Source organism: Christiangramia sabulilitoris (assembly GCF_007050985.1).
Classification (GTDB): domain Bacteria; phylum Bacteroidota; class Bacteroidia; order Flavobacteriales; family Flavobacteriaceae; genus Christiangramia; species Christiangramia sabulilitoris.
In genome coordinates this window covers 156,212-180,002 of record NZ_VHSF01000001.1, presented here as the reverse complement: position 1 = coordinate 180,002, position 23,791 = coordinate 156,212, and the positions used below count along the sequence as shown (strand labels likewise).

The following is a 23,791-nucleotide window of genomic DNA, read 5'->3' as shown; positions in this document are numbered from 1 at the left end:
ATTAATTTTGATTTATGGGTAAGGTAAAAGTAAATTCAGATCCTTCTCCAATTGCACTATTTACCATGATTTTTCCATTATGTCTTTCGATGATTTTGCTGGAAAGATAAAGACCTATTCCAAAACCAGCGTAAGTATCATCTTTATTACCGGAAACTCTGTAAAATCGTTTAAAGATCTGTTGTTGCTCTTTTTCATCGATTCCAATCCCAAAATCTTTTACGGTTACGGCAACGTTATCGGGACTTTCATTAAAAACTCTGATCTCCACCCGGTTACCATCAGGAGTATATTTAAGGGCATTGGTAACAAAATTTATGATCACCTGTCCTATCCGGTCACGATCTGCCACCACATCACAATCACAATCATTCTGTATCTCTATTTCAATATCTTTATTAGAATACTTAAGATCTTCCACGAGCTCTTCCACATGCTCATTAAGGTTGAATTCTGTTTTTTGTAATTCTAGTTCATTCTGTTCAATCCTGGAAAGATCAAGCATTTCTGAAATTAAACGAATTAACCTTTCCACCTGGCCTTCGATTCTCTTTAAATATGGTTTTACTGGAGTATTTAGTTCTTTCAAGGCTTGTTCCTGCAGTGAAGATAAAAGTAATTGTACATAGCCCTTGATAGAAGTAACCGGCGTTTTTAATTCATGACTTACCAGTTTAAGGAAATCTTCCTTCCTTTGTTCCTCCTCTTTTAATTTTTGTATCTCTGTACTTGAAGCTAACCAGGAATTAATATTCCCTTCATCATCAATTACGGGAGTAGCGCGGCATAAGTGCCATTTGTAATCCCCATTTTTATCTTCAATTCTCAACTCCATCTCAAGGTCACATCCGGTTTTAAGGCAATGATCAACCTCTTCTACCACCTGCTCTCTTTCGTCTGGATGTATCATAAGGGGCCATGGTTCTGCCAGAAATTCATCCAGTTCTTTCCCGGCATAATCCAGCCAGCTTTTATTGTAAAAAATAACATTGCCGTCTGGGTCTGCCATATTTATTTTATGCGGCATGAAGTTGACCAACTCACGAAATTCACGCTCACTTTTGCGGATCTTCCGGTTTAGGAGAGCCTGTTTGGTAACATCATTTGCGATCACAGAAACACCAACTATTTCTCCTTCCAGATTTCTTTGCGGCTGATAGATGAAATTATAATATCCAGGAACCAACTTGCCGTTCACCTCATGTTTAATTGGCCGTTCTTTTGCCGTGTATGGTTGACCTGTTTTGTAAACTTTTTCAAAAAGTTCTGGCATTCCCTGCTCGTTGATCTCGGGAAGTACTTCAAAGAGAGATCTACCTTCCACATTGTCTCCTTTTCCCCAGACCTTTTTGATAGATTTATTAGCTGTTTCAATAATCATTTCCGGACCTTTGAGAATTGCGATCAGGGAGGTAGAAGAATGTATCATCTCCTTGTATTTATGCTGACTTTCCTTAAGCCGTATTTCTGCCAGTTTTTTCTCAGTCTGGTCTTCGATAGACAACATGATATATTTGCCGGGAGATTCTTTCAGGTGAATCTCGGATGCATTGAGACATATATATCGCTCCTGGCCTTCATCGTTTTTATACTTCAACTCAAAGTTGTTCATACTGGATTTTGTGAGAAGTGTTGTTTCCAGTATTTTCTTAAGCTGAGAAATATTCCACTGGCCATTTCCCAGATCGTATATTAATTCGCCATCGATCTTTTCGACCTTGGATCCATATTCCTTATAATATTTTTTATTGGCAAAAACTACTCTTAGATCCTCATCAAGGACCAAAAGCGGATAATGAATATTATCAATTATGGAGTTTTTAAGTTCTTCCTTTCCAGATGGAGAAATTCCAGAGCCGGTATTCCGGGTATTTACGGTTTGCCTTAGATTTTTGAGCTCATTCCGGGCTCTAAGCAGCTTCTCTTCAAGTTCTGTTACACGTTGAGTTTGCTCCATTGTAGATTCAGGGGTTGATCTAACCTGCATTATTAAAAATTAACAGGATAAATTTATAACTTTTGGAATCTCTGCCCCACCCTTTTTAGAGAGTATTAACATTGAATTTACGCATGTTTCTTCAAAGCGTTTCTTAGAATTGTAACCGGGTGAAGAGCAGCTCTGCCCGTACCATCTTTTATCTGGTGCCTGCAGCTGGTTCCATTGGCAGCAATGATAGTATTTTTATCACTTTTCCTTATCGCAGGAAAAAGTGAATTTTCGCCAATACGCATACTTATTTCGTAGTGCTCTTTTTCATAACCAAAGGAGCCGGCCATTCCACAACAACCGGAAGCAATGATAGTAACCCGGTAATTTCGTGGCAGGTTCAAAATATCGAATGTCCTTGATGAATTGGAAAGCGCTTTTTGATGGCAATGTGCATGTATTTTCACCTGAGCCTTCCTATTAGTGAACGATTCCGGTTTAATATTACCTTCTGAAATTTCCTGTTTTAGGAATTCTTCAATTAAAAAACAATTAGCGGAGAGTTGTTCCGCGGCATCTTTTTCATCTGCGAGGCGTATATATTCATCTCTGAAACTAAGAATAGCTGAAGGCTCCAGTCCTATCAATGGCGTTTCATCTGAGACCAGGTCTTTAAAAATGGAGACATTCTTATTGGTCAGCTCCCTGGCTTTATCAAGAAAACCTTTAGAAATCTGACTTCGGCCGCTTTCAGGATGATCTATAATAAGTACCCGGTAACCAAGTTTTGCAAGCAGGTTCAAGGCATCCTTTCCAACCTGAACATCCAGGTAATTAGTAAATTCATCATTAAAGAGGTAAATGGTTTTTATGGGATTGGCCGGGCTAAACTTCTGTTTATTCTTAAGATAATAGTTTTTAAGGGTTTGTTTCGCCACTACCGGTAATTCCCTTTCCGGAGCAACACCCAGCATTTTCTTTGCAATTCCTGAAGTAAAACTATTGGTTAATACAAACCTTGAAATTTTTGGAAATTTTGAAGCTCTCTCATTCTGTTGCGTGATATTGGCGAAGGCCTTATCCCTGAAACCAGGTTTATTGCTTTTATGATACTGATGCTGAAATTCAGCTTTCATGGCTGCCATATCTACATTTGAGGGACATTCACTTTTACAGCCTTTACAGCTTATGCATAGATCAAGAACTTCCTTTAATTCCTCATGGTCAAACCGGTTTGGTTTATCTGAGTTGGTTAGAAACTCCCGTAAGGCATTTGCCCTGGCGCGGGTTGTATCTTTTTCATCTTTGGTCGCACGATAACTGGGACACATGGTTCCCCCGGCCTCGACTGGTTTTCTACAATCTCCACTGCCATTACATTTCTCAGCCAGGCGTAAAATTCCGTCAGAATCAGAAAAATCCAAAATAGTACCTATCTCAGGTTCTGTCCTGTCAAATTCATACCTCAGGGAAGTATCCATCGCCGGAGCATCCACGATCTTACCCGGATTGAATATGTTGTCTGGATCAAAAGCAAATTTAACCTCTTTAAGTAGATCATAAACTTTTTCACCAAACATGAGCTGAATAAATTCTGCCCTTACCCTTCCGTCACCATGTTCTCCGCTCAAAGAGCCATTATATTTTTTTACCAGACTGGCTACATCCCTGGTTATATTTCTGAATAAGCTGACGTCATCAGACTTTTTTAAATTAAGTATAGGTCTGAGATGAATTTCTCCCGCACCCGCATGGGCATAATAAACAGCCTGTTGGTTATAGGATCTCATGATCTCACTAAAATCTGATATATAATCTGCCAGAACCGGTAAAGCGACGGCGGTATCTTCGATGCATGCTACTGCCTTCCTGTCTCCTTTCATATTGCCCAGTAAACCCAATCCTGCTTTTCTTAGCTCCAGGGCAAGGTCGATCTGCTCTGCATATAATACCGGGTAGGCATAACCTAATCCTGAGTCTCTTAAGGTTTTCAATAATTTTTCAACCTGCATTTGAAGTTCTACCTCAGAATCACTTCTAAGTTCAAGCATTAATATCGCCTGGGGATCTCCTTCAATAAAAAATCTGTTTTCCCGGTATTTGAGATTCTCTTCAGTGCAATCCAGGATAACCTTATCCATCATTTCGCAGGTGTAAAGAGAATGTTCCATTGCAGGCACTACAGCTTGCATACAGGCATCTATACTGTCATAATGAGCAGCAATCATAGCTGTATGATTGGGAGGCAGCACATCTAGCGCTAAAGAGATCTCTGTAATAAAGGCCAGAGTTCCTTCACTGCCTGCCATTAATTTTGAAAAATTAAAAAGGCCTTTTCCCTGGTCGAAAACATCAGACCGTAATAATTCGTCCAGCGCATAACCGGTATTACGACGATGCAGCTCAGCAGGTGGATAGTTTTTTAAAATCTCATTGCGGTTATTTATATCTGAAAGCCGGTCATAAATAAGCCGGTAAATTTCGCCCTCCAGGTTTTTCAGCTTTAGCTTTGCGTGAAATTGCGCCTGGCTCAGATCTTTAAATTCGGCTTTCGAACCATCGCTTAAAATGACTTTCAAAGAAACCAGTTTATCCCGGGTAGTTCCATATTTTATGGAGGTGGTACCGCTGGAATTATTTCCAACCATTCCCCCTATCATACATCTATTGGAGGTAGAGGTGTTGGGTCCAAAAAACAATCCATGCTTTTCCAGTCGCCTGTTCAGGTCATCTCTTATCACACCCGGCTGTACCGTAACCCTATTTCTTTGTGTATCTATGCTAAGAATATCTGTAAAGTGTTTAGATACATCTACCACGATTCCATCGCCGGTACATTGCCCCGCAAGAGACGTCCCTGCAGTTCTTGGTATTAATGAAGTTTTATAATTCCTGGCAAAGTCAATTAGCAATAAAAGGTCTTTTTCATTTTCCGGGATACAGACAGCCAGGGGAATTTCCCTGTAAACAGAAGCATCTGTGGCATATATGGCTTTCCATAAATCGTCGTAATATAACTTGCCGGTTAACTTTTGGGCCAACCCTCGCAACGCTTCCTTCTTTTCCATACTCAAATTTAGAAGTTTTATGGAATACCGCTTAACAGATTTTTATTTAATATTAACAATACATTTGCTACGCACCACGTTGTGGTAATTATATTCAATATAAATTTGTCTCGATCTAACAAAACAATCAAACATGAAAAAATTAGTTCTTTGGGCAGCTTTTACTATGGGAGCTGTTTTTTTTAGCAATGTAAATGCACAGCAAATTTCTGAAAATGCGCTCGGCTTAAGAGTTGGCGATGGTGGAGGTTTTGGTGCTGAAGTTTCTTACCAAAGAGCTCTTGGAGGTGATAATAACCGTCTGGAGCTGGACCTTGGCTGGAGAAACAACGATAATTTTGATGCCATAAAACTAGTTGGTTTATACCAATGGGTATGGAATATCGAAGGAGGTTTTAACTGGTACGTTGGTGCAGGTGCCGGGCTGGGAAATTACGATGATAATCGAAGAAATGATATCGACTACGACGATGGCTTGTTTGCTGTAATCGCTGGAGATGTCGGGATCGAGTATAATTTCGATTTTCCTCTTTTATTATCCCTGGATTTCAGACCAGAGATTTACTTTTCAAACTATAGAGAAAGTAAGGATTTTGGGCCAGATATAGCTTTAGGGATCAGATATCAGTTCTAGAGCTTCCTGGTAAAAAGGTAAAAACAAAGGTGGAGATTATAATGTTTCCACCTTTTTTTATGCTTTTATAAGAGCTTTCTGATAGAGCTCTTCATACATAGGCACTATATTATTAATATCAAATTTCTGTGCCGCTTCACCAGCCTGCTTTTTAAACTGAACCAGTTTTTCAGGATCTTCCAGGATAGAGATGGCACTTTTAGACATGCTTTCCACGTCTCCTACATCATGCAGAAACCCTGAAAACGCATGAATATTCACTTCAGGCAAACCCCCTGTATTAGAAGATATTACAGGAACTGATTGAACCATTGCTTCAAGTGCAGCTAAACCAAAACTTTCAGTTTCTGAAGGCAATAAAAACAGGTCTGAAAAACACAGGATCTTATCTATCTCGTTACTTTGTCCTAAAAAAAGAACCCGATCCCTGATCTCTAATTTCCTAACAAGTTTCTCTGCCAGTTCTCTTTCCGGTCCCTCACCAACCATCATCAAGCGCGCTTTCACCTTTTTCTGAATTTCAAAAAAGATCCTGATTACATCTTCAATTCTCTTTACTTTTCTGAAATTGCTTACATGAGTAATAATCTTTTCATCACTATGCGCCATTAACTCCCTCTGGCAATCTGTAAATGTTTTTTTCTGAAACTTGGTTACATCAATAAAATTGGGGATCACTTCTATATTCTTGCGAACCTCAAAGGATTTTAGAGTATCCTCCCTGAGACTATTGGATACTGACGTGACAAAGTCACTGTTATTAATACTAAAGGTAACCGCGGGCTTATAGAATGGATGGTTCCCCACCAGGGTAATATCTGTGCCGTGAAGTGTGGTTACCATGGGAATGCTAACTCCTTCTTCTTCCAGCATCTTTTTTGCCATATAACCGGCATAAGCGTGCGGAATGGCATAATGTACATGCAGAAGTTCTATCCCATAATTTTTGATCACGTTTACCAGTTTACTGCTTAATGCAAGCTCGTAAGGCTGATAATGGAAAAGTGGATATTCCGGTACGTTGACTTCATGAAATCTGATATGACTGGAAATAGTCTCCAGCCTTACCGGTTGTTTGTAGGTTACAAAATGTACCTCATGACCTCTGCGGGATAGTGCGAGTCCCAACTCTGTGGCGACAACCCCACTTCCTCCAAAGGTAGGATAACAAACAATGGCAATTTTCATTAGTTAAAATTCTATAGATTCATATATCACTTTCTGGATCTCAGATCTTATGTCTTCACGAATAAGCTTTCGGTTATTAGAATCAGGATAAGTTCTGTTTGACAAAAATACGTAAACAATCTCTTCCTCAGGGTCTGCCCAGGCAAATGTTCCGGTAAAACCACTATGTCCAAAGCTTATCATGCTTACGCAATTACACGTAGGACCGGATTCTCCAAGCTGTGGTTTATCGAATCCAACCCCTCGCCTTACATCGTCTTTACAGTAATAACAGGTATTATACTTATCTATAGTTTCTTTCTTTAAAAATTCTTCTCCGCCATATGTCCCGCCGTTAATATAGGTCTGCATGATCTTGGCCACATCATTGGCATTACTAAATAAACCGGCGTGACCTCCAACACCGCCCTGCATGGCAGCACCCTGGTCATGTACATATCCCCGCACCACCTGGTTTCTCCATAATTTATCATCTTCTGTAGGAGCTATTTGAAGACTGTCAAATCTACGTCTTGGTAAATACCCCGTGTAATTAGCGCCTAAAGGTTCATATAGTCGCTCTTGAGTAATATCTGCCAGAGAATTATCATAATGTGATTCCAGGTAATACTTTAAGAGATAGTATGGAAGATCACTGTATTTATACTTCAACCTTCGTTCAAGATCACTTTTTTTTATAATATCTACGATGCTATCCTCTATATCCCTTCTTATATAAATTCCATTCGCAACCTGTTTATTAAACTTTTCTGAAGGGACATTTTTATAATATTGCTCCGAAAGTTTTTTGGTTTTAGGATCTATTGTTGAGATATAAAAAGGGATCCAGGCCTGCAAACGCGCATAATGCATAAGCATATCCTGTAGTCTGATATTTTTTTTATTGGAATTCTCAAATTCGGGCATCAACTCACCTAACCTGGTGTCGAAGCTTAAAATGCCTTCTTCATCGAGCTGCATCACCATGGGTAAAGTAGCCAGGATTTTGGTCAGGGAAGCCAGATCATAAATAGTAGTATCTGTAACCGGAAGTTCTTCCTCATAGGTTTGATACCCGAAATTCTTTTGATAGACAACTTTTCCTTTTCTCGCTATCAGGATCTGGGCACCGGGAGTCATTTTTTTTTCAATCGCTTTATTTACAATAGTGTCGATTTTTTGAAGCCTGCCTGAATTCATACCAACGCTTTCTGGCAAACCATACGAAAGTCTTTTTATATCTTTTGTATTAAAACCTGTACCTGCCGGAAATTCATTTTTGATACTAACCGGAAGCTTACCCTTTGCATCAATAGCTCCAAAAAGTACCTGTGCCACTTTCTCCTGCGCTACGGGATGATTTTGGTATCCTACAACAATGCCTTCCAGGTTAGCAAAACTTTTTACGTCTAGTAAAGCATAAGGCTTGGTAAAGATGGAAAGAACAATTTTATTTTTTCTGGCGATTTCATGCAACCAGACCAATTCTTTATCGGTGAATTTATAAGAAGCCCACGGACTTTTATCTGACTTATGAAACCCCACAACCACATAATTATACTTTTCTAATTTTTCTATAAGCGTGGATAGGTTTTCTGCCTTTACCCAGTCTACCTGCGCATATTTCCTCATCTGTGCCAAGAAGGAACTACCATCTGCATTCCCAAAATTCACATAAGCTATCTTTTGCTTATCCAGCTTTTTAACAGGGATTACGGCTTTATTATTTTTCACCAGGGTAACGGCATTTTCGAAAAGACTTTCCAGCAGAACCTGGTCTTTTGTTGTACTAAGATCTGCTATAAGGTTACTGGTCTCAATCGGCTTAAAATCGTACAAGCCAACTTTATATTTTGCATTTAAAATTTTCTTTACTGAAAGCTCCAGTCTCTGCTCAGTGATCTTTCCGGAGTTTACCGCTTCCATAATATTCTCTGAAGCTTTACTCACATCCTCGCTCATTAAAAGTACATCATTCCCGGCCATAAAAGCATCGAGGTCTACCTCTCCGGGCTCTTTATCGCGGGAAACACCTTTCATATCAAGTGCATCGGTAAATATCAGGCCATTAAACCCCATATTACGTTTAAGGATATTGGTCACGATATTTTTAGAAAGTGATGCCGGTAATTCCTGCTTTGTTTCCAGAGCCGGCACATTTAAATGGGCAACCATAACACTGCTAAGCCCTTTGTTGATAAGGTTTTTGTAGGGATATAGTTCTACTTCATTAATCCTTTCAGCGGGGAAACTAATAGTAGGAAGGGTTTTATGTGAATCTGAATCGGTGTCACCATGCCCGGGGAAATGTTTGGCGCTGCTTAAAACACCTTCTGCATGCATCCCGTTCATAAAAGCCAGTGCTTTATCAGTAACATTTATTTTGTCCTCACCAAAAGACCTGTTTCCTATAATAGGATTATCAGGGTTGGTATTTATATCCACCACCGGTGCAAAATTAAAATGTACTCCCAGCCTGCGCGTATGCCTTGAGATCGCAGCACCTGCCTCTTCAACAAGCTTGTTGTTCTGAATAGCGCCCAGGGTCATATTCCATGGTAAGGCAAATGTGCTATCCAGTCGCATTGCCAGACCCCACTCGGCATCCATGCCCACCAGTAAAGGCACCTCTGACATTTCCTGAAATTCGTTGGTTAGTCTCGCCTGTCTTACGGGGCCTCCTTTGGAAAAAATTAGTCCCCCTATGTAGTTTTCCTTAATTAGTTTACGAATAGAATCTGCCTCGTTTTCGTTTTTAGACCAGATACTGGCCATAAATAACTGGCCAACCTTCTGTTTGAGGTTCATAGAAGTGTACACACTATCTACCCATGCTTTCTGAGCTACCGGATCATCTGCTGCGAGAGGATTTCCAGACTGTGCTGAGCTTTGGAAGGATATAAGTAGGAAAAATAAAAAATAAAAAAACGCAAGGGGCTGCTTCGACATCATCAATTCATAAAACGTTTATGCCAACTTTCAGAAGCCGGGACTTCCCAATCTGAAAGATATTCGGCTTTATTATTTACCAGGTTATTAAAGACTATAGTATTTGAAGATACTGCCCGTTGTTTTGCCATTTTTCGAAAATCGGCAAGACTTTTATAAGCAATGAATTCACCCTGCTTGTAAGAAACGTTCATTTTATCCAAAAGGTTTACATTGTATTCCTTTTCTAATTGCTGAATGAACTGGACAGAAGCATCTATGGAACATCCGGATGCGGCGTTAAGCTGCTGGTCTAAAGCAATGGTGATAAACCTATTGTATTTTATCTCGAAAGAGGCTTTAAGATCTGCGCCGTGAGCGGTCCATCTCTCTATAAAAAGATCTAACTTTTGCGAGATCTGCTTAATTTCTTCCTGGGTAAAAGACCTGTTTGCCTGGTAAATCCAAACTCGGGAACTATCGGCAAGGCTTTCAAAGGGTACTAACATAAGGGCTAAAAATTGAATTGTTACAAATCTAATTTATTTAGCCATCAGGTCAAATATAGTATGTGGATTTAACTTTTGATATTTATCTACTAAAGATCGTCTGCATTGGCGATAAGTTCGGCCACGTCCATCACTTCAACACTATCCTCCTTTTCCTTATTCTTAATCCCATCGGTCATCATGGTATTACAAAAAGGACAACCCGCAGCAATAATCTCCGGTTGAACTTCCAGAGCCTGCTCAGTCCTTTCTATATTCACATCTTTATTCCCCGGTTCCGGTTCCTTGAACATCTGTCCTCCACCGGCACCACAACATAGACCGTCTTTTTTACATTTACGCATTTCCACTAATTCCACTTCCAGCTTTCTTAAAAGATCTCTGGGCGCTTCATATTCACCATTAGCTCTGCCAAGGTAACATGGATCGTGAAAAGTGATCTTCTTTCCTTTGAATTTCCCTCCTTCAACCTTAAGCCTTCCTTCGTTAAGTAAAGCTTTCAGGAATTGAGTATGATGCATCACCTCATAATCTCCTCCCAGGGCAGGATATTCATTTTTAAGAGTATTAAAACAATGCGGACAAGCAGTCACTACTTTTTTAATTTCGTAACCGTTAAGAACTTCGATATTCGTTGCTGCCTGCATCTGAAAAAGAAATTCGTTACCGGCTCTTTTTGCAGGATCCCCGGTACAGCTTTCCTCAGTTCCAAGCACGGCAAAATCCACACCCGATTCGTGCAGGAGTTTAACAAAGGCTTTCGTGATCTTTTTTGCGCGGTCATCAAAACTTCCGGCGCATCCCACCCAAAATAAAACTTCCGGTTTTTTACCTTCGGCCATATATTCGGCCATTGTAGGAACCTTTAGTGCTTCTGCCATATTACTGTCTTTATCTTATTCTTTAATTCTTTATTATTTTTCCTGTGCCCAGTTCAAACGATCCATCTGGTTGTATGGCCAGGGAGCACCGTTATTTTCAATATTCGTCATTGCGATCGCAAGTTCATTTGGAGCGGCACTCTGCTCCATCACTAAATATCTTCTCATGTCCAGAATGATAGAAAGAGGATCAATCCCAATAGGACACGCTTCTACACAGGCATTACAGGTAGTACAGGCCCAAAGCTCTTCTCTTAAAATATAATCATCAAGTAATTGCTTACCATCATCCTCGAATTTCCCATTCTTGTTAATGATCTCGCCAACTTCCTCAACACGATCCCGCGTATCCATCATGATCTTCCTTGGGGAAAGTTTTTTACCGGTCTGGTTGGCCGGACATTCAGAGGTACAACGTCCACATTCAGTACACGTGTATGCATTTAATAATTGCACCTGATTAAGGTCAAAAATATCTGAAGCTCCAAATTTTTCAGGTTCAGCATCCTCATCACCTTCTGCCGGGGCAGCGAAAGGATCTGCGTTAGGATCCATCATCAACTCCACTTCTTTTCTTACCGCTTCCAGATTATCCATTTTTCCCATCTTGGTTAATTTAGACAGGTAAACATTCGGGAACGCCAGAATTATATGTAAATGCTTAGAGTAATACAGATAGTTAAGGAAGAAAAGGATTCCAAGAATATGTAACCACCATGCTACTCGCTCAATAATTATTAAGGTAGCATTACTAAAGCCATCTAATAGAGGAAGTAAATACTGGCTTATAGGGAAACTGCCCATAATCCCGGCTTCAGAGGCGTAATGATCTGCTCCGTTCATCTGTAATTGATAATCTGCTGCATTCATGGTAAGAAAAAGCAACATCAACACCATTTCGAAATAAAGAATATAATTGGCATCATTCTTAGGCCAACCTTTAAGCTCCCGGCTTAAAAATCTTCTGATATGAGAAATATTTCTTCTTGTCCAGAAAATGATCACTCCCAATAGAACCAAAAAGGCCAGAATTTCAAAACTAAAGATAAGGACATCGTAGAAACCTCCCATAAAAGAGAAAATTCTATGGGTACCAAAGATACCATCAATCACGATTTCCAGTACCTCAATATTAATGATGATAAAGCCTACATAAACAACGATATGAAGGAAACCTGCAAAAGGTCTTTTTACCATTTTGCTCTGCCCCATGGCCACCCTGACCATTTTTGCAAATCTTTCACCCTTATTATCAGATCGGTCTACTTCTTTACCGAGTTTGATATTACGAATTACTCTTTTAATATTTCTGGCGAAAAAGCCAATTCCTGCCACAAGGGCAATGACAAATAAGATTTGTGCAACGATCTGCATGGTTGGTTATTTTAAAGAATCTTTTGGTGCATCGTAAGGACCGGGCTTCTTGCCAAATACAGAGAAATGTACATAGCGTTTAGGATTAAGTTTTATATCCTGTAGCAATTGTTCCAGTTGCCTGGTGGCCCTGTCTAAATTATTGTATACCGCGTCATCATTGATAAGTTTCGCCGCAGTTCCCTCACCGCTGTTCAGTTTATTTGAAATTCCTTCAAAATCGGCGATTACTTTTTCGAGATCTGTAGTGATCTTGCCAATATTCATAGTTGAGAGCGTATCAGAAAACTTATTAAAATTTCCAGACATTTCATCAAGATTGGTGAAAGTACGGTCAAGTTTTTCTGAATTTCCCTGGACGATTCCCTGTAGTTCATTAGCAGTAACCTGGAATGATGAAACCGTAGCATTAAGATTCTTGAAAGTACTTCTTATATTATTCCTGGTAGTATCGTCAAGTATTTCGGTGATCGCTGTAAGCATGGAATCTGCACTCACAATGGTACCTTCAAGTTTGTTTTGAAGCGGAGTCAGCCTGTCATTAACAAGCTCCATGATACCTTCTTCCTTATCCCCCGGAAGCGTATCTCCAGATACAGCTATACCCATTTCAGGATCGTATTCCGGTACTATAGCTAAGGACTTCCCACCAATTATACTACCTCCATAAATCTTGGCCTGGCTATTTTTAGAAAACTGAAAATCGTTTTTAACGGTAAAGGTCACTAAAAGGTCCCCGGTTTTATTAAGAAAATCGATACCAGTGATCTGGCCTACTTTCAGCCCGTTGATGGTTACTTCTGAAGATGGGGAGAGACCCTCGACATCCTCATAAACGGCATAAAAAGTCCGACTATTGTCCAGTAGATTTTCCCCTTTTAGAAAACTATAACCGAAAATTAAAATCACTATTGCGATAATAGCTAGCAGGGCAGTTTTAACCTCTCTGGAATATTTCAAATTCATGTATTTTATTGGATACGCACAAATTTAGAAATAAAAATATAAAAGCGGCTTTATTTAAGCTTAGATTTTAACGCGTCGTTAACCGTTATCTTACGGTCATTCTTAAAGGCAACGATATAACTGTCTGGATATCCTTTCTTTATCACTTCCTGATGTAATTGCTGAATTTTTAGATAATCTGAAGTTTCACCATAGTAATATTTAAAAAGTCTACCCTCCTTGATCCTTTCAATATTTCTCAAACCTTTAAAATTATAAGGTTTCGTGTCTAATTTTTTAGAACCCGCAGCGATCTGCACCTTAAATGTAACATCCCTATATATTTGAGGGACCGGAGCATCTTTGGTCACTACTTCAGTTTCCGGGTGATCCCTGGCGATAGATTCCAGAAGATTAAGGTTTATGGTATTGCTATACTCCACAATAGCATTAGTAATCGCCCTGGCCATATCATCCTGCCCGCGTTTACTATTTAAATAAGGACCTTCCTGATTGTTGGTCAAAAATCCAGTTTCAACCAGGACGCTTGGCATATAGGTTTGATGTAAAACGATCAAACCCATTTGTTTTACTCCACGGTTCTTTCTTTTAAGATCATTGGCAAATTGCTTCTGAACCATATCGGCCAGCAGGATACTTTGATCAAGATATTCTTCCTGCATAATGGTGAGGCCAATAAAAGATTCCGGAGAGTTGGGATCATATCCTTCATAAGTAACTTCATAGTTTTCCTCGAGATAGATCACCGAGTTTTCCTTTTTAGCCACTTCAAAATTTGTTTCGTTTCTGTTGAGACCCAGAACAAATGTTTCTGTACCAGAGGCCTGCGAGCTATGTGCGTTACAGTGAACTGATACGAATAAGTCTGCATTTGCTTCATTAGCGATTCTTCCTCTTTCGAATAACTCCACAAAAACATCCGTTTTCCTGGTGTAGACCACCTTAACTCCTTCATATTTTTCAAGAGCCTTTCCTATTTTAAGAATGATGCTTAAGGCAATATCCTTTTCCTTAAACCCATTCCCCATATTTCCGGGGTCTTTTCCACCATGACCTGCATCAAGGACGACCACAAACTCATCCTTTCCTGGTGGAATTTCTGCTGAAAATGCCGAATTTGAAAGAATAACTGAAAAAAGGGTGAATACGAAAAGTTTAAGTAAGTTCGTTCTCATAAAAAGCTAACGCTTAAGTAGGTTGAATATTTTAATTACTATTTTTCCTGCGCACGCAAAACTCAGCTGAAAAAATATATGTAATTTTGAATTTGCAAAAAGCAAGCCAATCCGTACAAAAATAGCACTTAAAGCATTGCAAACAAATATCCCCAACACTCTTTTTTGCTTCGTTTTCACGCTGTTCTTTTCAGTAGTTCTTCATTCCCAGGAGATTGAAAATAATTCGATCCCGGTAAGACCAGAAAGGGATTCCATTCTACCTGCGATAGATTCTGCGCAGGTAAACATTCAAACAAATGCACAGGACACGGTCCAACGCGACAGCGTAAGGAAACCAAGGTTCTTAACTTCTGTGGTAGATTATACGGCAAAAGATTATATGCGGCTGAGTCCGGGTAATAACAGAATGTACCTTTATAATGAAGCAAGGATCGTGTATGGTGATATGACCATAGAGGCAGGTCTTATAATTATAGACAATGAAAGGAACGAGGTATATGCTTACGGGATCGAAGATTCGGTTGGAGATTATACCCAAAAACCTATTTTTACCCAGGCACAAAGAAAGGTTGAACCAGATTCCATTAGGTTCAATTTTGATTCACAAAGAGCCCTTGTTTATAATTCCAGAACACAGGAAGCCGAATTCAATGTGAAAGGGATGGTCACCAAGAGAGAGAATGATTCGGTCTATTTCATGAAAAACGTAAGGTTTACCACTTCAGATGATATCGACGATCCCGAATATTTCTTTTATGCCCGCAGAATAAAATTCGTACCGGAAAAAAAGATCGTTTCCGGCCTGGTAAATATGTATATCGCTGATGTCCCTACTCCACTGGGTTTACCTTTTGGGTATTTTCCACTTACTGAAGAAGAGACCTCAGGCTTTATTATACCGTCTTTCGGAGACAGCCAGTTTGGCTATAACCTTCAGAATGGCGGATATTATTTTGCGATAAGTGATTATGTAGATCTTCTTACCCTGGGAAGTTATTATACCAACGGCTCTTACACCCTGGAATTCTCTTCTAATTATGCGAACAGATATAAATATCGTGGAAATGCCAGGGTGAGATATGAGAAGTTATTCAACAGCGAACGTGGATTTCCAGATTTTAGCGAAAGATCTTCTTATAACCTGCAATGGAGTCATAGCCAGGATGCGAAGGCAAATCCCAGTTCAAGGTTTTCGGCTTCCGTCAACCTGGGAAGCAGCGAATATTATGCAGAATCCATTAATCAGGCTAACCAGGGGAACTATCTAAATAATACTTTAAGCTCTTCAGTATCCTATAGTAAAACCTTTCCCGGAGAACCACAGGTAAACCTGAGTCTGGCCGCAAGGCATTCCCAGAATACGAGAACCCAGCAAATTAATTTGAGTCTTCCTACGGTGCAATTAAGCATGTCCAGGATCTATCCCTTTGCTCCCGCCGGAGGTGCCAAAAAAGGTTTTTTTCAGAATATAAACCTACAATACAATCTAAGAGCAGAAAACCAGATGAATACGGTTGATTCCTTATTCTTTAAATCTGAAATGTTCCGGGATGCCAGGCTTGGAGCTCAACATTCTGTTCCGCTTAATACGAACTTTAAACTTTTCAAGTTTCTTAGTGTTAGCACAGGTACCAGTTATGAAGAAACCTGGGTGTCCAAAACTTTTGAAAGATCCTATGATCCTATTATTGATGATGTGGTCATAGACACAATAAGCGGTTTTGATTCTTACCGAACCTATAATTTTAATACCAGCATAGGGACAACAATTTATGGTCTTAAAAATTTCGGAAAAGACAAAAAGATTCAGGCTATCCGGCATGTGATGAGACCCTCGGTTAGCTATAACATCAATCCAGGTTTCGACAGGTTTTATGATACTTATGAAAGAGATGATCCCAATACACCTGAACAGATCGAACTGGTTGACTATTCAAGATTTGACGGAACCTTATATGGAGCGCCGGGCCGGAATTTTTCGAGTTCAATAGGGCTTAGCCTGAGTAATACTTTTGAAGCGAAGGTAAGAGACAAGGACAGTACCGCGATAGAGCCAAAACGAATAACCCTGCTGAACAACTTCAGTATAAGCACCAGCTATAATCTCGCCGGGGATTCTCTGAGACTTTCTCCCATTGCATTACGTGGTTCTATTCCTATCGTAAAGAATAAGCTGGATATCAACTTTGGTGGTAATCTGGATATTTATGCCCTTAATAACAACAACCGACGTATAGATAAGCTGAATATAGAAAATGGAGGTAGCCTGTTCAGACTGACCAACGGAACGGTAAACTTTGGATATTCCTTCTCGAGCAAGGACTTTGAGGCCGGGGAAGAATCTGAAGAGACAGACGAACTAGACAATGAAACTTATAGGAACGGTGGCAGACCAGATGATCTCTTTGGAAAAGGTATGGGACCAGACGGGGAACTTTTTGATGAGGATCCCTTCGAAGGTAGAGAAACCGAAAATGAAAGTTCGTGGTACAACTACAAGATCCCCTGGGATGTAAGGCTAGCGTATTCTATGAATTATACAAACAGCGCCAGGCAGAATGACATTTCTGCACATTCCATCATGTTCAATGGTAACGTAGAACTGGCTCCCAGGTGGCAGATTGGCGTAAGCTCTGGATATGACCTGGTAAATAACGGGGTTACTCCTACTCAGTTAAGGTTTCAGCGAGACCTAAATAGCTGGATGATGAGTTTTAGCTGGGTTCCTTTTGGAAATAGAAAATCATGGAATTTTCTAATCAGGATCAAGGCCAATGTGCTTAGTGATATCAAGTATGATCGCAGGAGAGTTCCAGACAGAAGATTATAATTGTATCTTTCAATTAATAAAATGTGAATTATGAAAAAGGTAATTAAAACTGAAAACGCTCCTGCGCCAATAGGGCCATATAACCAGGCAATTTTTGCAGGAAACACATTATATATCTCAGGACAAATCGCTTTAGATCCCAAAACGGGGGAATTAAGAATAGATGATCTCGAAGCTGAAACTACATTAGTGCTTGAAAACCTGAAAGCAGTACTTACCGAGGCTGGCTTAAGCCTGGAGAATGTTGTGAAAACCTCTATTTTTATTAGTGATATGAAAAACTTTGGAAAGATCAACGAGGTCTACTCCCATTATTTCAATTCAGATAACGCACCTGCTCGTGAAACGGTAGAAGTAGCCAACCTTCCTAAGTTCGTAAATGTTGAGATTAGTGCTATTGCCGTAAAGTTTTAACTACACCAGACCTTTAATCAAAAGTCTTGCAGTTGCGGGATTCGTAGCCAATGGGACGTTATGCACGTCGCATAACCTCATTAGCATAAAAATATCGGGTTCATGAGGATGCTTATCCATAGGATCCCTGAAAAAGATCACCATATCTACCGTTTTCTCGGCAATTCTTGCAGCGATCTGGGCATCTCCTCCCAGGGGCCCGGAAAGTAGTTTTTCAACTTTATAACCTGCTGCTTCTGTTTTAGAACCCGTGGTTCCGGTTGCAATCAACTTAATTTGTTGGGAATGTAAAATATCCCTGAACTCATTCAGGAATTGAACCATTTCAGGTTTCTTTCCGTCATGGGCAATAATAGCTAAGGTTTTCATATCAGGTAGACAGGATTTCAGAAATTCGAAGGAGGTCTTTATTGATGTTGTGTTTGCCTTTTAGTGCCTGGTCGAGACTACAAGATTTTATTTCGTTGTTCTTCATGCCCACCATCAGGTCTTTTTTGCCATCCAGCAACAACTCTACTGCTTTAACTGAAAGTCTGCTGGCCAGAACCCGGTCAAAACATGAAGGACGCCCTCCTCTTTGAATATGCCCTAGAACTGTCACCCGGGCATCATAGTAAGGAAGATTCTGCTTCACGTATTCGGCCAGTTCAAAAACATTTTTCCCGGTTTTATCCCCTTCAGAAACTACCACGATACTGGAAGTTTTCCCCGCTCTTCTACTCCGCTCCAACGAGTCCAGTAGTCTTTCCAGCCCCAGATCTTCCTCTGGAATGAGTATTTCTTCGGCACCTGCCCCAATCCCGGTATTAAGGGCAATGAATCCTGCGTCACGTCCCATTACTTCCACAAAGAATAATCTATTGTGCGAGCTGGCCGTATCACGAATTTTATCAATGGCTTCCACCACGGTATTCAGAGCGGTATCATAACCTATAGTATAATGGGTGCCAAAAATATCATTGTCTATAGTTCCGGGAACCCCAATGACCGGAATTCCGTGCTCCTGGCTAAATACCTGGCCACCGCGAAAGGTACCGTCACCACCAATAAGGATCATCCCATCAACCTCTGCGTCCCTTAAATTCTGAGCGGCTTTTGCCCTCCCTTCTTTGGTCATAAATTCCTTGGAGCGGGCAGATTGCAGAATAGTCCCGCCTTGGTTCACTATGTTTCTAACGCTACGCGCATTCATATTTACAGATTCTCCCTGGATCATCCCCTGGAAGCCGCGATAGTATCCCACACATTCGCTATGGTAATATGCACATGTTCTCACTACGGCTCTTATCGCTGCATTCATCCCGGGAGAATCTCCTCCGGATGTCATCACTCCTATTCTTCTTACTTTTTTGCTCATAAATACTGGATATTGGAACTTAAATCTACAAACTAAATTTTAAGATAAAGCATGAAGCTTAATATCTACCCAAATTTAATTGGATGATACAGATCCCTGATTAAGGAAATACTAAATTTTTATTAGTTTTTAACCGGGGTGGAAAAATTGATAAATTCCGGGGCGAAAGCCTGATTGGCTTCCTCCTCCACCTTTACCGGAGTATCGGGATCTACCAGTTCTGTATTCGCGATTTTTCTTATTAATTCCTTGAAGGTATCAAAGTCAACATTATATGAGAGACCAACCCCCTGTGTAAAACCTATTTCCTCTCCTATGAACTGAATATTATTTTCCCGGTTAAACACCTTCGCTCTCAAAGTTCCATCTTCGTTCAACAGAAATTCAATCTCAAGATCACCAATGATCACAGATTCTGTAACACCTCCAATTGGAACTCCTACCTGGCCATTAATAATTACCCTATCTGAGATCTGGGTGGATAATGTTAGCCCAAACCGGTCTACAGATTGCTGATCTGGAGTACGGTCTCCCTGCACATAATTTACCCCAACCTGAAATTTTCCATCTTCATCTGCGAAAATATCATTTACGATACTGGAAGCTCTTTCCGCCAGAGTTCCGTAGATAGCGGCTCCTCTAAGGCCAAACTCACTATAAAAAGTGCCCTGAGTTACCAGGAATAACGCCTGCAATTCTGTGGTCGCCCGGTCATCGATCCTGTATTGAAGTTCAGACTTTACCGTTGAACTGGCGCTGGGAAAATCGATCTCAAAACCTATTTCCGGTTGTTCAATTTCGCCCTGCAAATTGATGACTACTTCTACCGGGATTTTTCGGTTCACAGATGGATTTTCCAGTAGTACTGCCGGATTAGCATTTAAAGAATAAACCGCGCTTACATCCAGTTGTGCATCTGTTGGATCCCCGTCCCAGTTAATACTCCCACCAGATTCTACCGTGAAGACTTTCTGAACAAGTCCTGCATACTTAAAATTGTAAACGCCTTCGTAGACGATAAAATCTCCCCACATATTGAATTTGCCATTGGTATTGATCTCCAGCAGCAGGTTTCCGGAACCGCGGCCTCTAAGGGTACTACCACTGGTTTTATCTACTACCACTTCCACTTCAGCTTCGTTAGTGATATCCAGATCAAAAATAAGCTCCAGGCCTTTAACTTCGGGAATTTCGATCTCCTCACCGGCCAATTTAGCAGCTTTCTCTTCCGGACTTAAAAACCTGATAAAGGAATTATCACCTACAGATTCAGAATCACTTAAAGGAATTTTAAATACTGTTCCTCTTTCAGTAGCTGCGGTTACGTCTATAACCAGTTCATCTGTAGGACCTATGATCGTTGCCTGACCGTCAATAAAAGCCGTTCCGTAATACAGGGCGTCTTCATCTGCCTGGGTATCCAAAACCAAAAGCCGGTCTGAATTCAGGGCAAGATCAAGAAACCATTCCGAAAAATTACGGTGAGAAATAGTACCATCTAGTGTACCTCTGGTTTTATATTTAGTATCGAAAATATCAATATCATTAAAAACAAACCTTTGCTTGGTGAGATTTACCCGTGCTTCATCCTGAAAATCAAGATCAACATTCAAGTAAGGGATCTTAAGACCTGCTTTATTTAACCTTAAACTTCCTGAAAAATCAGGATTCTTGTAATTTCCGGTTACAAATGCCCTGCCAGAGGCAAAACCACGAATATTGGTTAATACGTCGGCTCCCAAAGGTGTAAAAATAGAAAGATCGAGCCTGTTTAGATTAACCTCCAGGTCTATTACAGGTTCTTCACCGGCAACATTGATATCCCCAATTGCCGAAAGCGATTCCAGTCCCTGTTTTTTGAGCAAGGCGAATACAGAATATTTAGTAAGGTCTTTGTTCCCATCTACATTAAGAACCAGGTTACCCATAAAAGTGTCGTTCACTTCCAGAGAGTCAATTTTAAGGTCGCTGGTTGGAAAATAAGATCCACTTTCCTGCAATAGATTTAGGTTACCATTCAGAGTCCCGGCGAGATCGAGACTATCAATATCTGGGGTGATCTTACCTATATCTACATTATCAAATTTCATCTTGAAATTCTTATAAGTAGAATCACGCAGAGACCCGCTTAATCTTATCTCTTCGTTCTGGTGACTCATTACCAGGGAATCTATTTGCAGATCACGGAAGTTATTATCAAAAATGATCTTATTACTGCGATTGCTTTCTTCATTTAAATACCAGACATTATCCTTAAATTTAAAATCTGACCTCTGAATTCCTACCACAGATTTATTGTCCTCGTTGATGGTATGAAATAGGTTGAGATTGAAAACATCATTGTTATTCTTACCTCCAGTGAATTCAGATCTAATGAACAAAGTATCCCTTTGGGTCACATTAATAAAACTGAATTCTGAAAATTTATAAAGATTAGTTGAAACACTGTCGGCTTCAAAGAAGGTGTTGTAAATCGGGTTGGTATTATCCACCTGCAGGTTAATATCTTCGATCATATTGTCGAAAATATCGATCCTCGGAGATTTAAAGGTCAACCTGAATTCAGATTCATCAGACTCCACCCTGCCCCGGATAAAAGTGTTAGGCGCCAGTTCGATTTCGGGAAAGAAAACCTCCACGATCTGATTGTAAATATCAAAATCGAATTCCATGTATTGGTTGGTGGTGATGGTCTTTGGCTTATAATTGGTATAAATACTACCAATTGAATTTTCCAGGAGTGAGCCAACCTCATTAATTTTAAAGATCCCGGTCACCTCACCATTAATAACGTCGGGAGAATTAATAGTAATAGTACGAACTTCCCCTTCAAAGCTGGAAGTGATATTCAGGTCATCAAAATAATAAAGGTCATTCTGGTTTTTATAGGAAGTATTCAGCAGTAAAATATCTCCAAATGCATTATCAATATTGGTCCCCTTCATATTCATAATGACATCACCCTTAAAAACAGAAATGCTATCTCGGCTTACAAAGTTCAGCGTATTAAGGTCGGCATAATCCACAGAAGCTTCAAAATCATAAACATTAATATCGTCTGAAACATCTATAAGACCATTAAATTCCATTTGCAGGTTGGGATCGTCTGAAACGAAATAACCGTTAAAAAGAGGATTCCTCAGGTTCCCGATAATACGGATATCTTTATAGGTATAGTTATTAAAAGTTATCCTGGAAATTTTTCCCTTAAGCTGCGTATTCAGATCTTCAGCATTAAAACCACCGCCGTCAAAATCCAGGTTGAAACTGGTCTTTCCTAAATTCTTGTTTTTAATAAGCCTACCCAGATTAATATCCTTAAATATCAATTTTCCTTTATATCTGGAAGCAGAGGAATTATTATAATTTTTGAGTACAAAATCTGCATCTGCAGAACCTAACTGGCTGGTAAGATATACATCTGCATCCAGTGTGGAGTTGGTTACATAGGTATTTCCCTTAAGATTCACATTACCAAAATCTGTAAGGTTTTCGGGTAATTTCCCTAGCAAGGCACCAGGTAAAAAATTAACCATATCGTAGTAATTCGTGTTGAAATCTGAAAAACTACCATCCATACTAAAGGTATCCGGATCTTTAGAAAAAGAACCCTTTATTTGAAAATCCCCATAGATTTCTGTTCTGTCAAGGCCGGTAAGTGCAAAATTTTTAAGGGTGAAATCGTTTAGCGTACCGTTAAGATTAGTTTTAAAGTTCAGGATTTGATCATTACCAAAACCATCATAAAATGCCTGGAGATCGTTGCTTGATAAGACACTCTGCCTAAAATCTGCTTTGACCTGTACAAGGTTTTCAAAATCTGAAAAGTCTGAAAGCTCATAATTAAAATAGAGATCTGCATCTATCACAGAAGACGGCGTCTGAAGTTTCATAGCCACCAGGCTCATTTTATTTGGATCGTAATGAAACTGTGTTGAAAGATTATCTATTTCGATTCCTCTTTGCTCATAGCCGCGAAGCATCCCTATGTCGATATCTATATTTGCGCCATCAATATTCAACTCGTTGGCATAAATATTCAGGCTGTCTACAACGATAACATCCTGTTTATCCAGGTTCTCGTCGATATAACTGTACTTACTTTCCAGGATCTGGACATTTTCGGCATTTAACTGAAAATGGGTGGAGTCACCGGTAGGTTCCTTTCGAAGTTTTTCAATTAAAATACCCAGGTTGTCGCGATCTTCATTTTTATAACGACGCATCTGCATATTTAGCCCCTCGATACGGGTATCACCCAAATTTGGCGAATTATTGATAAGATTGGTAAGACTAAGAATGGAAGAACGTATCTCTTTAGCCGTTAATAAGGTATTTTCATGATGATCCTCAACATATATTTCATTGAGTTTTATCTTCCCAAAGTAGCTGAGTGATACCCTCTCAATACTAATGTTTACATCGTTATTTTCGCGTAAGGAGTCGGTAAGCCTTTTAGCTACAGATGTTTGAACAGCGGGAATAGAAAAAACTATCAATAAAATAATGAATAACAAAACGAGGGCAACCAGCGTTTTAGTTAGTATTTTCAAGAATT

15 protein-coding genes are annotated in these 23,791 nt (G+C 39.8%); 3 read left to right on the top strand and 12 right to left on the bottom strand.

The genetic code is table 11. The annotated features are described in order from the left end of the window. Position 1: 1 nt before the first annotated feature. Both FGM01_RS00770 and FGM01_RS00765 read right to left on the bottom strand, forming a co-directional pair. Complete coding sequence (locus tag FGM01_RS00770) at positions 2-1,987, bottom strand: PAS domain-containing sensor histidine kinase (protein WP_143409215.1); 1,986 nt, start codon at positions 1,985-1,987, stop codon at positions 2-4. Between the two features lie 77 nt (positions 1,988-2,064). Then, positions 2,065-4,995 carry an FAD-binding and (Fe-S)-binding domain-containing protein gene (locus tag FGM01_RS00765; RefSeq protein WP_143409214.1) on the bottom strand — a complete coding sequence of 977 codons (2,931 nt, stop codon included), beginning with the start codon at positions 4,993-4,995 and terminating at the stop codon, positions 2,065-2,067. 133 nt (positions 4,996-5,128) lie between these two features. On the opposite strand from FGM01_RS00765, the gene FGM01_RS00760 reads away from it, so the two are divergent. Then, positions 5,129-5,629, top strand: coding sequence for a hypothetical protein (locus FGM01_RS00760; protein ID WP_143409213.1), 501 nt, complete (start codon positions 5,129-5,131; stop codon positions 5,627-5,629). A gap of 57 nt (positions 5,630-5,686) precedes the next feature. Here the strand turns inward: FGM01_RS00760 and bshA are convergent, their stop codons facing one another. The 7 genes from bshA to FGM01_RS00725 form a co-directional block, all read right to left on the bottom strand. After that, positions 5,687-6,817: an N-acetyl-alpha-D-glucosaminyl L-malate synthase BshA gene (bshA, locus tag FGM01_RS00755; RefSeq protein ID WP_143409212.1), complete on the bottom strand. Its 1,131-nt coding sequence runs from the start codon at positions 6,815-6,817 to the stop codon at positions 5,687-5,689. 3 nt (positions 6,818-6,820) lie between these two features. Beyond that, complete coding sequence (locus FGM01_RS00750; RefSeq protein ID WP_423738344.1) at positions 6,821-9,745, bottom strand: serine hydrolase domain-containing protein; 2,925 nt, start codon at positions 9,743-9,745, stop codon at positions 6,821-6,823. Positions 9,746-9,747: 2 nt separating this feature from the next. After that, a complete protein-coding gene (locus FGM01_RS00745) occupies positions 9,748-10,233 on the bottom strand; it encodes an ABC transporter ATPase (protein ID WP_143409210.1) in 486 nt (161 codons plus the stop codon). Between the two features lie 89 nt (positions 10,234-10,322). Then, positions 10,323-11,114, bottom strand: coding sequence for a (Fe-S)-binding protein (locus FGM01_RS00740; protein WP_143409209.1), 792 nt, complete (start codon positions 11,112-11,114; stop codon positions 10,323-10,325). A 33-nt stretch (positions 11,115-11,147) separates the two neighbouring features. Beyond that, positions 11,148-12,488 carry a 4Fe-4S dicluster domain-containing protein gene (locus FGM01_RS00735; protein WP_143409208.1) on the bottom strand — a complete coding sequence of 447 codons (1,341 nt, stop codon included), beginning with the start codon at positions 12,486-12,488 and terminating at the stop codon, positions 11,148-11,150. 6 nt (positions 12,489-12,494) lie between these two features. Next, complete coding sequence (locus FGM01_RS00730) at positions 12,495-13,448, bottom strand: MlaD family protein (RefSeq protein WP_166435167.1); 954 nt, start codon at positions 13,446-13,448, stop codon at positions 12,495-12,497. Between the two features lie 56 nt (positions 13,449-13,504). Then, entirely contained in the window at positions 13,505-14,629 is a 1,125-nt protein-coding gene (locus tag FGM01_RS00725) for an N-acetylmuramoyl-L-alanine amidase family protein (RefSeq protein ID WP_143409206.1), read from the bottom strand. A gap of 136 nt (positions 14,630-14,765) precedes the next feature. Here FGM01_RS00725 and FGM01_RS00720 point away from each other — a divergent pair, with 136 nt between their 5' ends. Continuing rightward, positions 14,766-17,462 (top strand): putative LPS assembly protein LptD, encoded by a 2,697-nt coding sequence (locus FGM01_RS00720; RefSeq protein ID WP_143409205.1) that lies wholly within the window; start codon positions 14,766-14,768, stop codon positions 17,460-17,462. A 30-nt stretch (positions 17,463-17,492) separates the two neighbouring features. After that, entirely contained in the window at positions 17,493-17,876 is a 384-nt protein-coding gene (locus FGM01_RS00715; protein ID WP_143409204.1) for a RidA family protein, read from the top strand. On the opposite strand, the gene FGM01_RS00710 is transcribed toward FGM01_RS00715, so the two are convergent. The 3 genes from FGM01_RS00710 to FGM01_RS00700 all read right to left on the bottom strand — a co-directional run bounded on the left by FGM01_RS00710 (position 17,877) and on the right by FGM01_RS00700 (position 23,786). Further along, positions 17,877-18,245: a methylglyoxal synthase gene (locus FGM01_RS00710; protein ID WP_143409203.1), complete on the bottom strand. Its 369-nt coding sequence runs from the start codon at positions 18,243-18,245 to the stop codon at positions 17,877-17,879. It abuts the gene before it with no gap. A 1-nt stretch (position 18,246) separates the two neighbouring features. After that, positions 18,247-19,233 (bottom strand): 6-phosphofructokinase, encoded by a 987-nt coding sequence (pfkA, locus tag FGM01_RS00705; RefSeq protein ID WP_143409202.1) that lies wholly within the window; start codon positions 19,231-19,233, stop codon positions 18,247-18,249. 122 nt (positions 19,234-19,355) lie between these two features. Continuing rightward, a complete protein-coding gene (locus tag FGM01_RS00700) occupies positions 19,356-23,786 on the bottom strand; it encodes a translocation/assembly module TamB domain-containing protein (protein ID WP_243735740.1) in 4,431 nt (1,476 codons plus the stop codon). Positions 23,787-23,791 lie beyond the last annotated feature (5 nt).

Bases quoted from the DNA above. Each gene is read 5' to 3' on its own strand.
- FGM01_RS00740 (WP_143409209.1), bottom strand. From the start codon at position 11,114: ATGGCAGAAGCACTAAAGGTTCCTACAATGGCCGAATATATGGCCGAA.
- pfkA (WP_143409202.1), bottom strand. From the start codon at position 19,233: ATGAGCAAAAAAGTAAGAAGAATAGGAGTGATGACATCCGGAGGAGAT.
- FGM01_RS00745 (WP_143409210.1), bottom strand. From the start codon at position 10,233: ATGTTAGTACCCTTTGAAAGCCTTGCCGATAGTTCCCGAGTTTGGATT.
- FGM01_RS00715 (WP_143409204.1), top strand. From the start codon at position 17,493: ATGAAAAAGGTAATTAAAACTGAAAACGCTCCTGCGCCAATAGGGCCA.
- FGM01_RS00725 (WP_143409206.1), bottom strand. From the start codon at position 14,629: ATGAGAACGAACTTACTTAAACTTTTCGTATTCACCCTTTTTTCAGTT.
- FGM01_RS00765 (WP_143409214.1), bottom strand. From the start codon at position 4,995: ATGGAAAAGAAGGAAGCGTTGCGAGGGTTGGCCCAAAAGTTAACCGGC.
- FGM01_RS00750 (WP_423738344.1), bottom strand. From the start codon at position 9,745: ATGTCGAAGCAGCCCCTTGCGTTTTTTTATTTTTTATTTTTCCTACTT.
- FGM01_RS00735 (WP_143409208.1), bottom strand. From the start codon at position 12,488: ATGCAGATCGTTGCACAAATCTTATTTGTCATTGCCCTTGTGGCAGGA.
- FGM01_RS00710 (WP_143409203.1), bottom strand. From the start codon at position 18,245: ATGAAAACCTTAGCTATTATTGCCCATGACGGAAAGAAACCTGAAATG.
- FGM01_RS00760 (WP_143409213.1), top strand. From the start codon at position 5,129: ATGAAAAAATTAGTTCTTTGGGCAGCTTTTACTATGGGAGCTGTTTTT.
- FGM01_RS00770 (WP_143409215.1), bottom strand. From the start codon at position 1,987: ATGCAGGTTAGATCAACCCCTGAATCTACAATGGAGCAAACTCAACGT.
- bshA (WP_143409212.1), bottom strand. From the start codon at position 6,817: ATGAAAATTGCCATTGTTTGTTATCCTACCTTTGGAGGAAGTGGGGTT.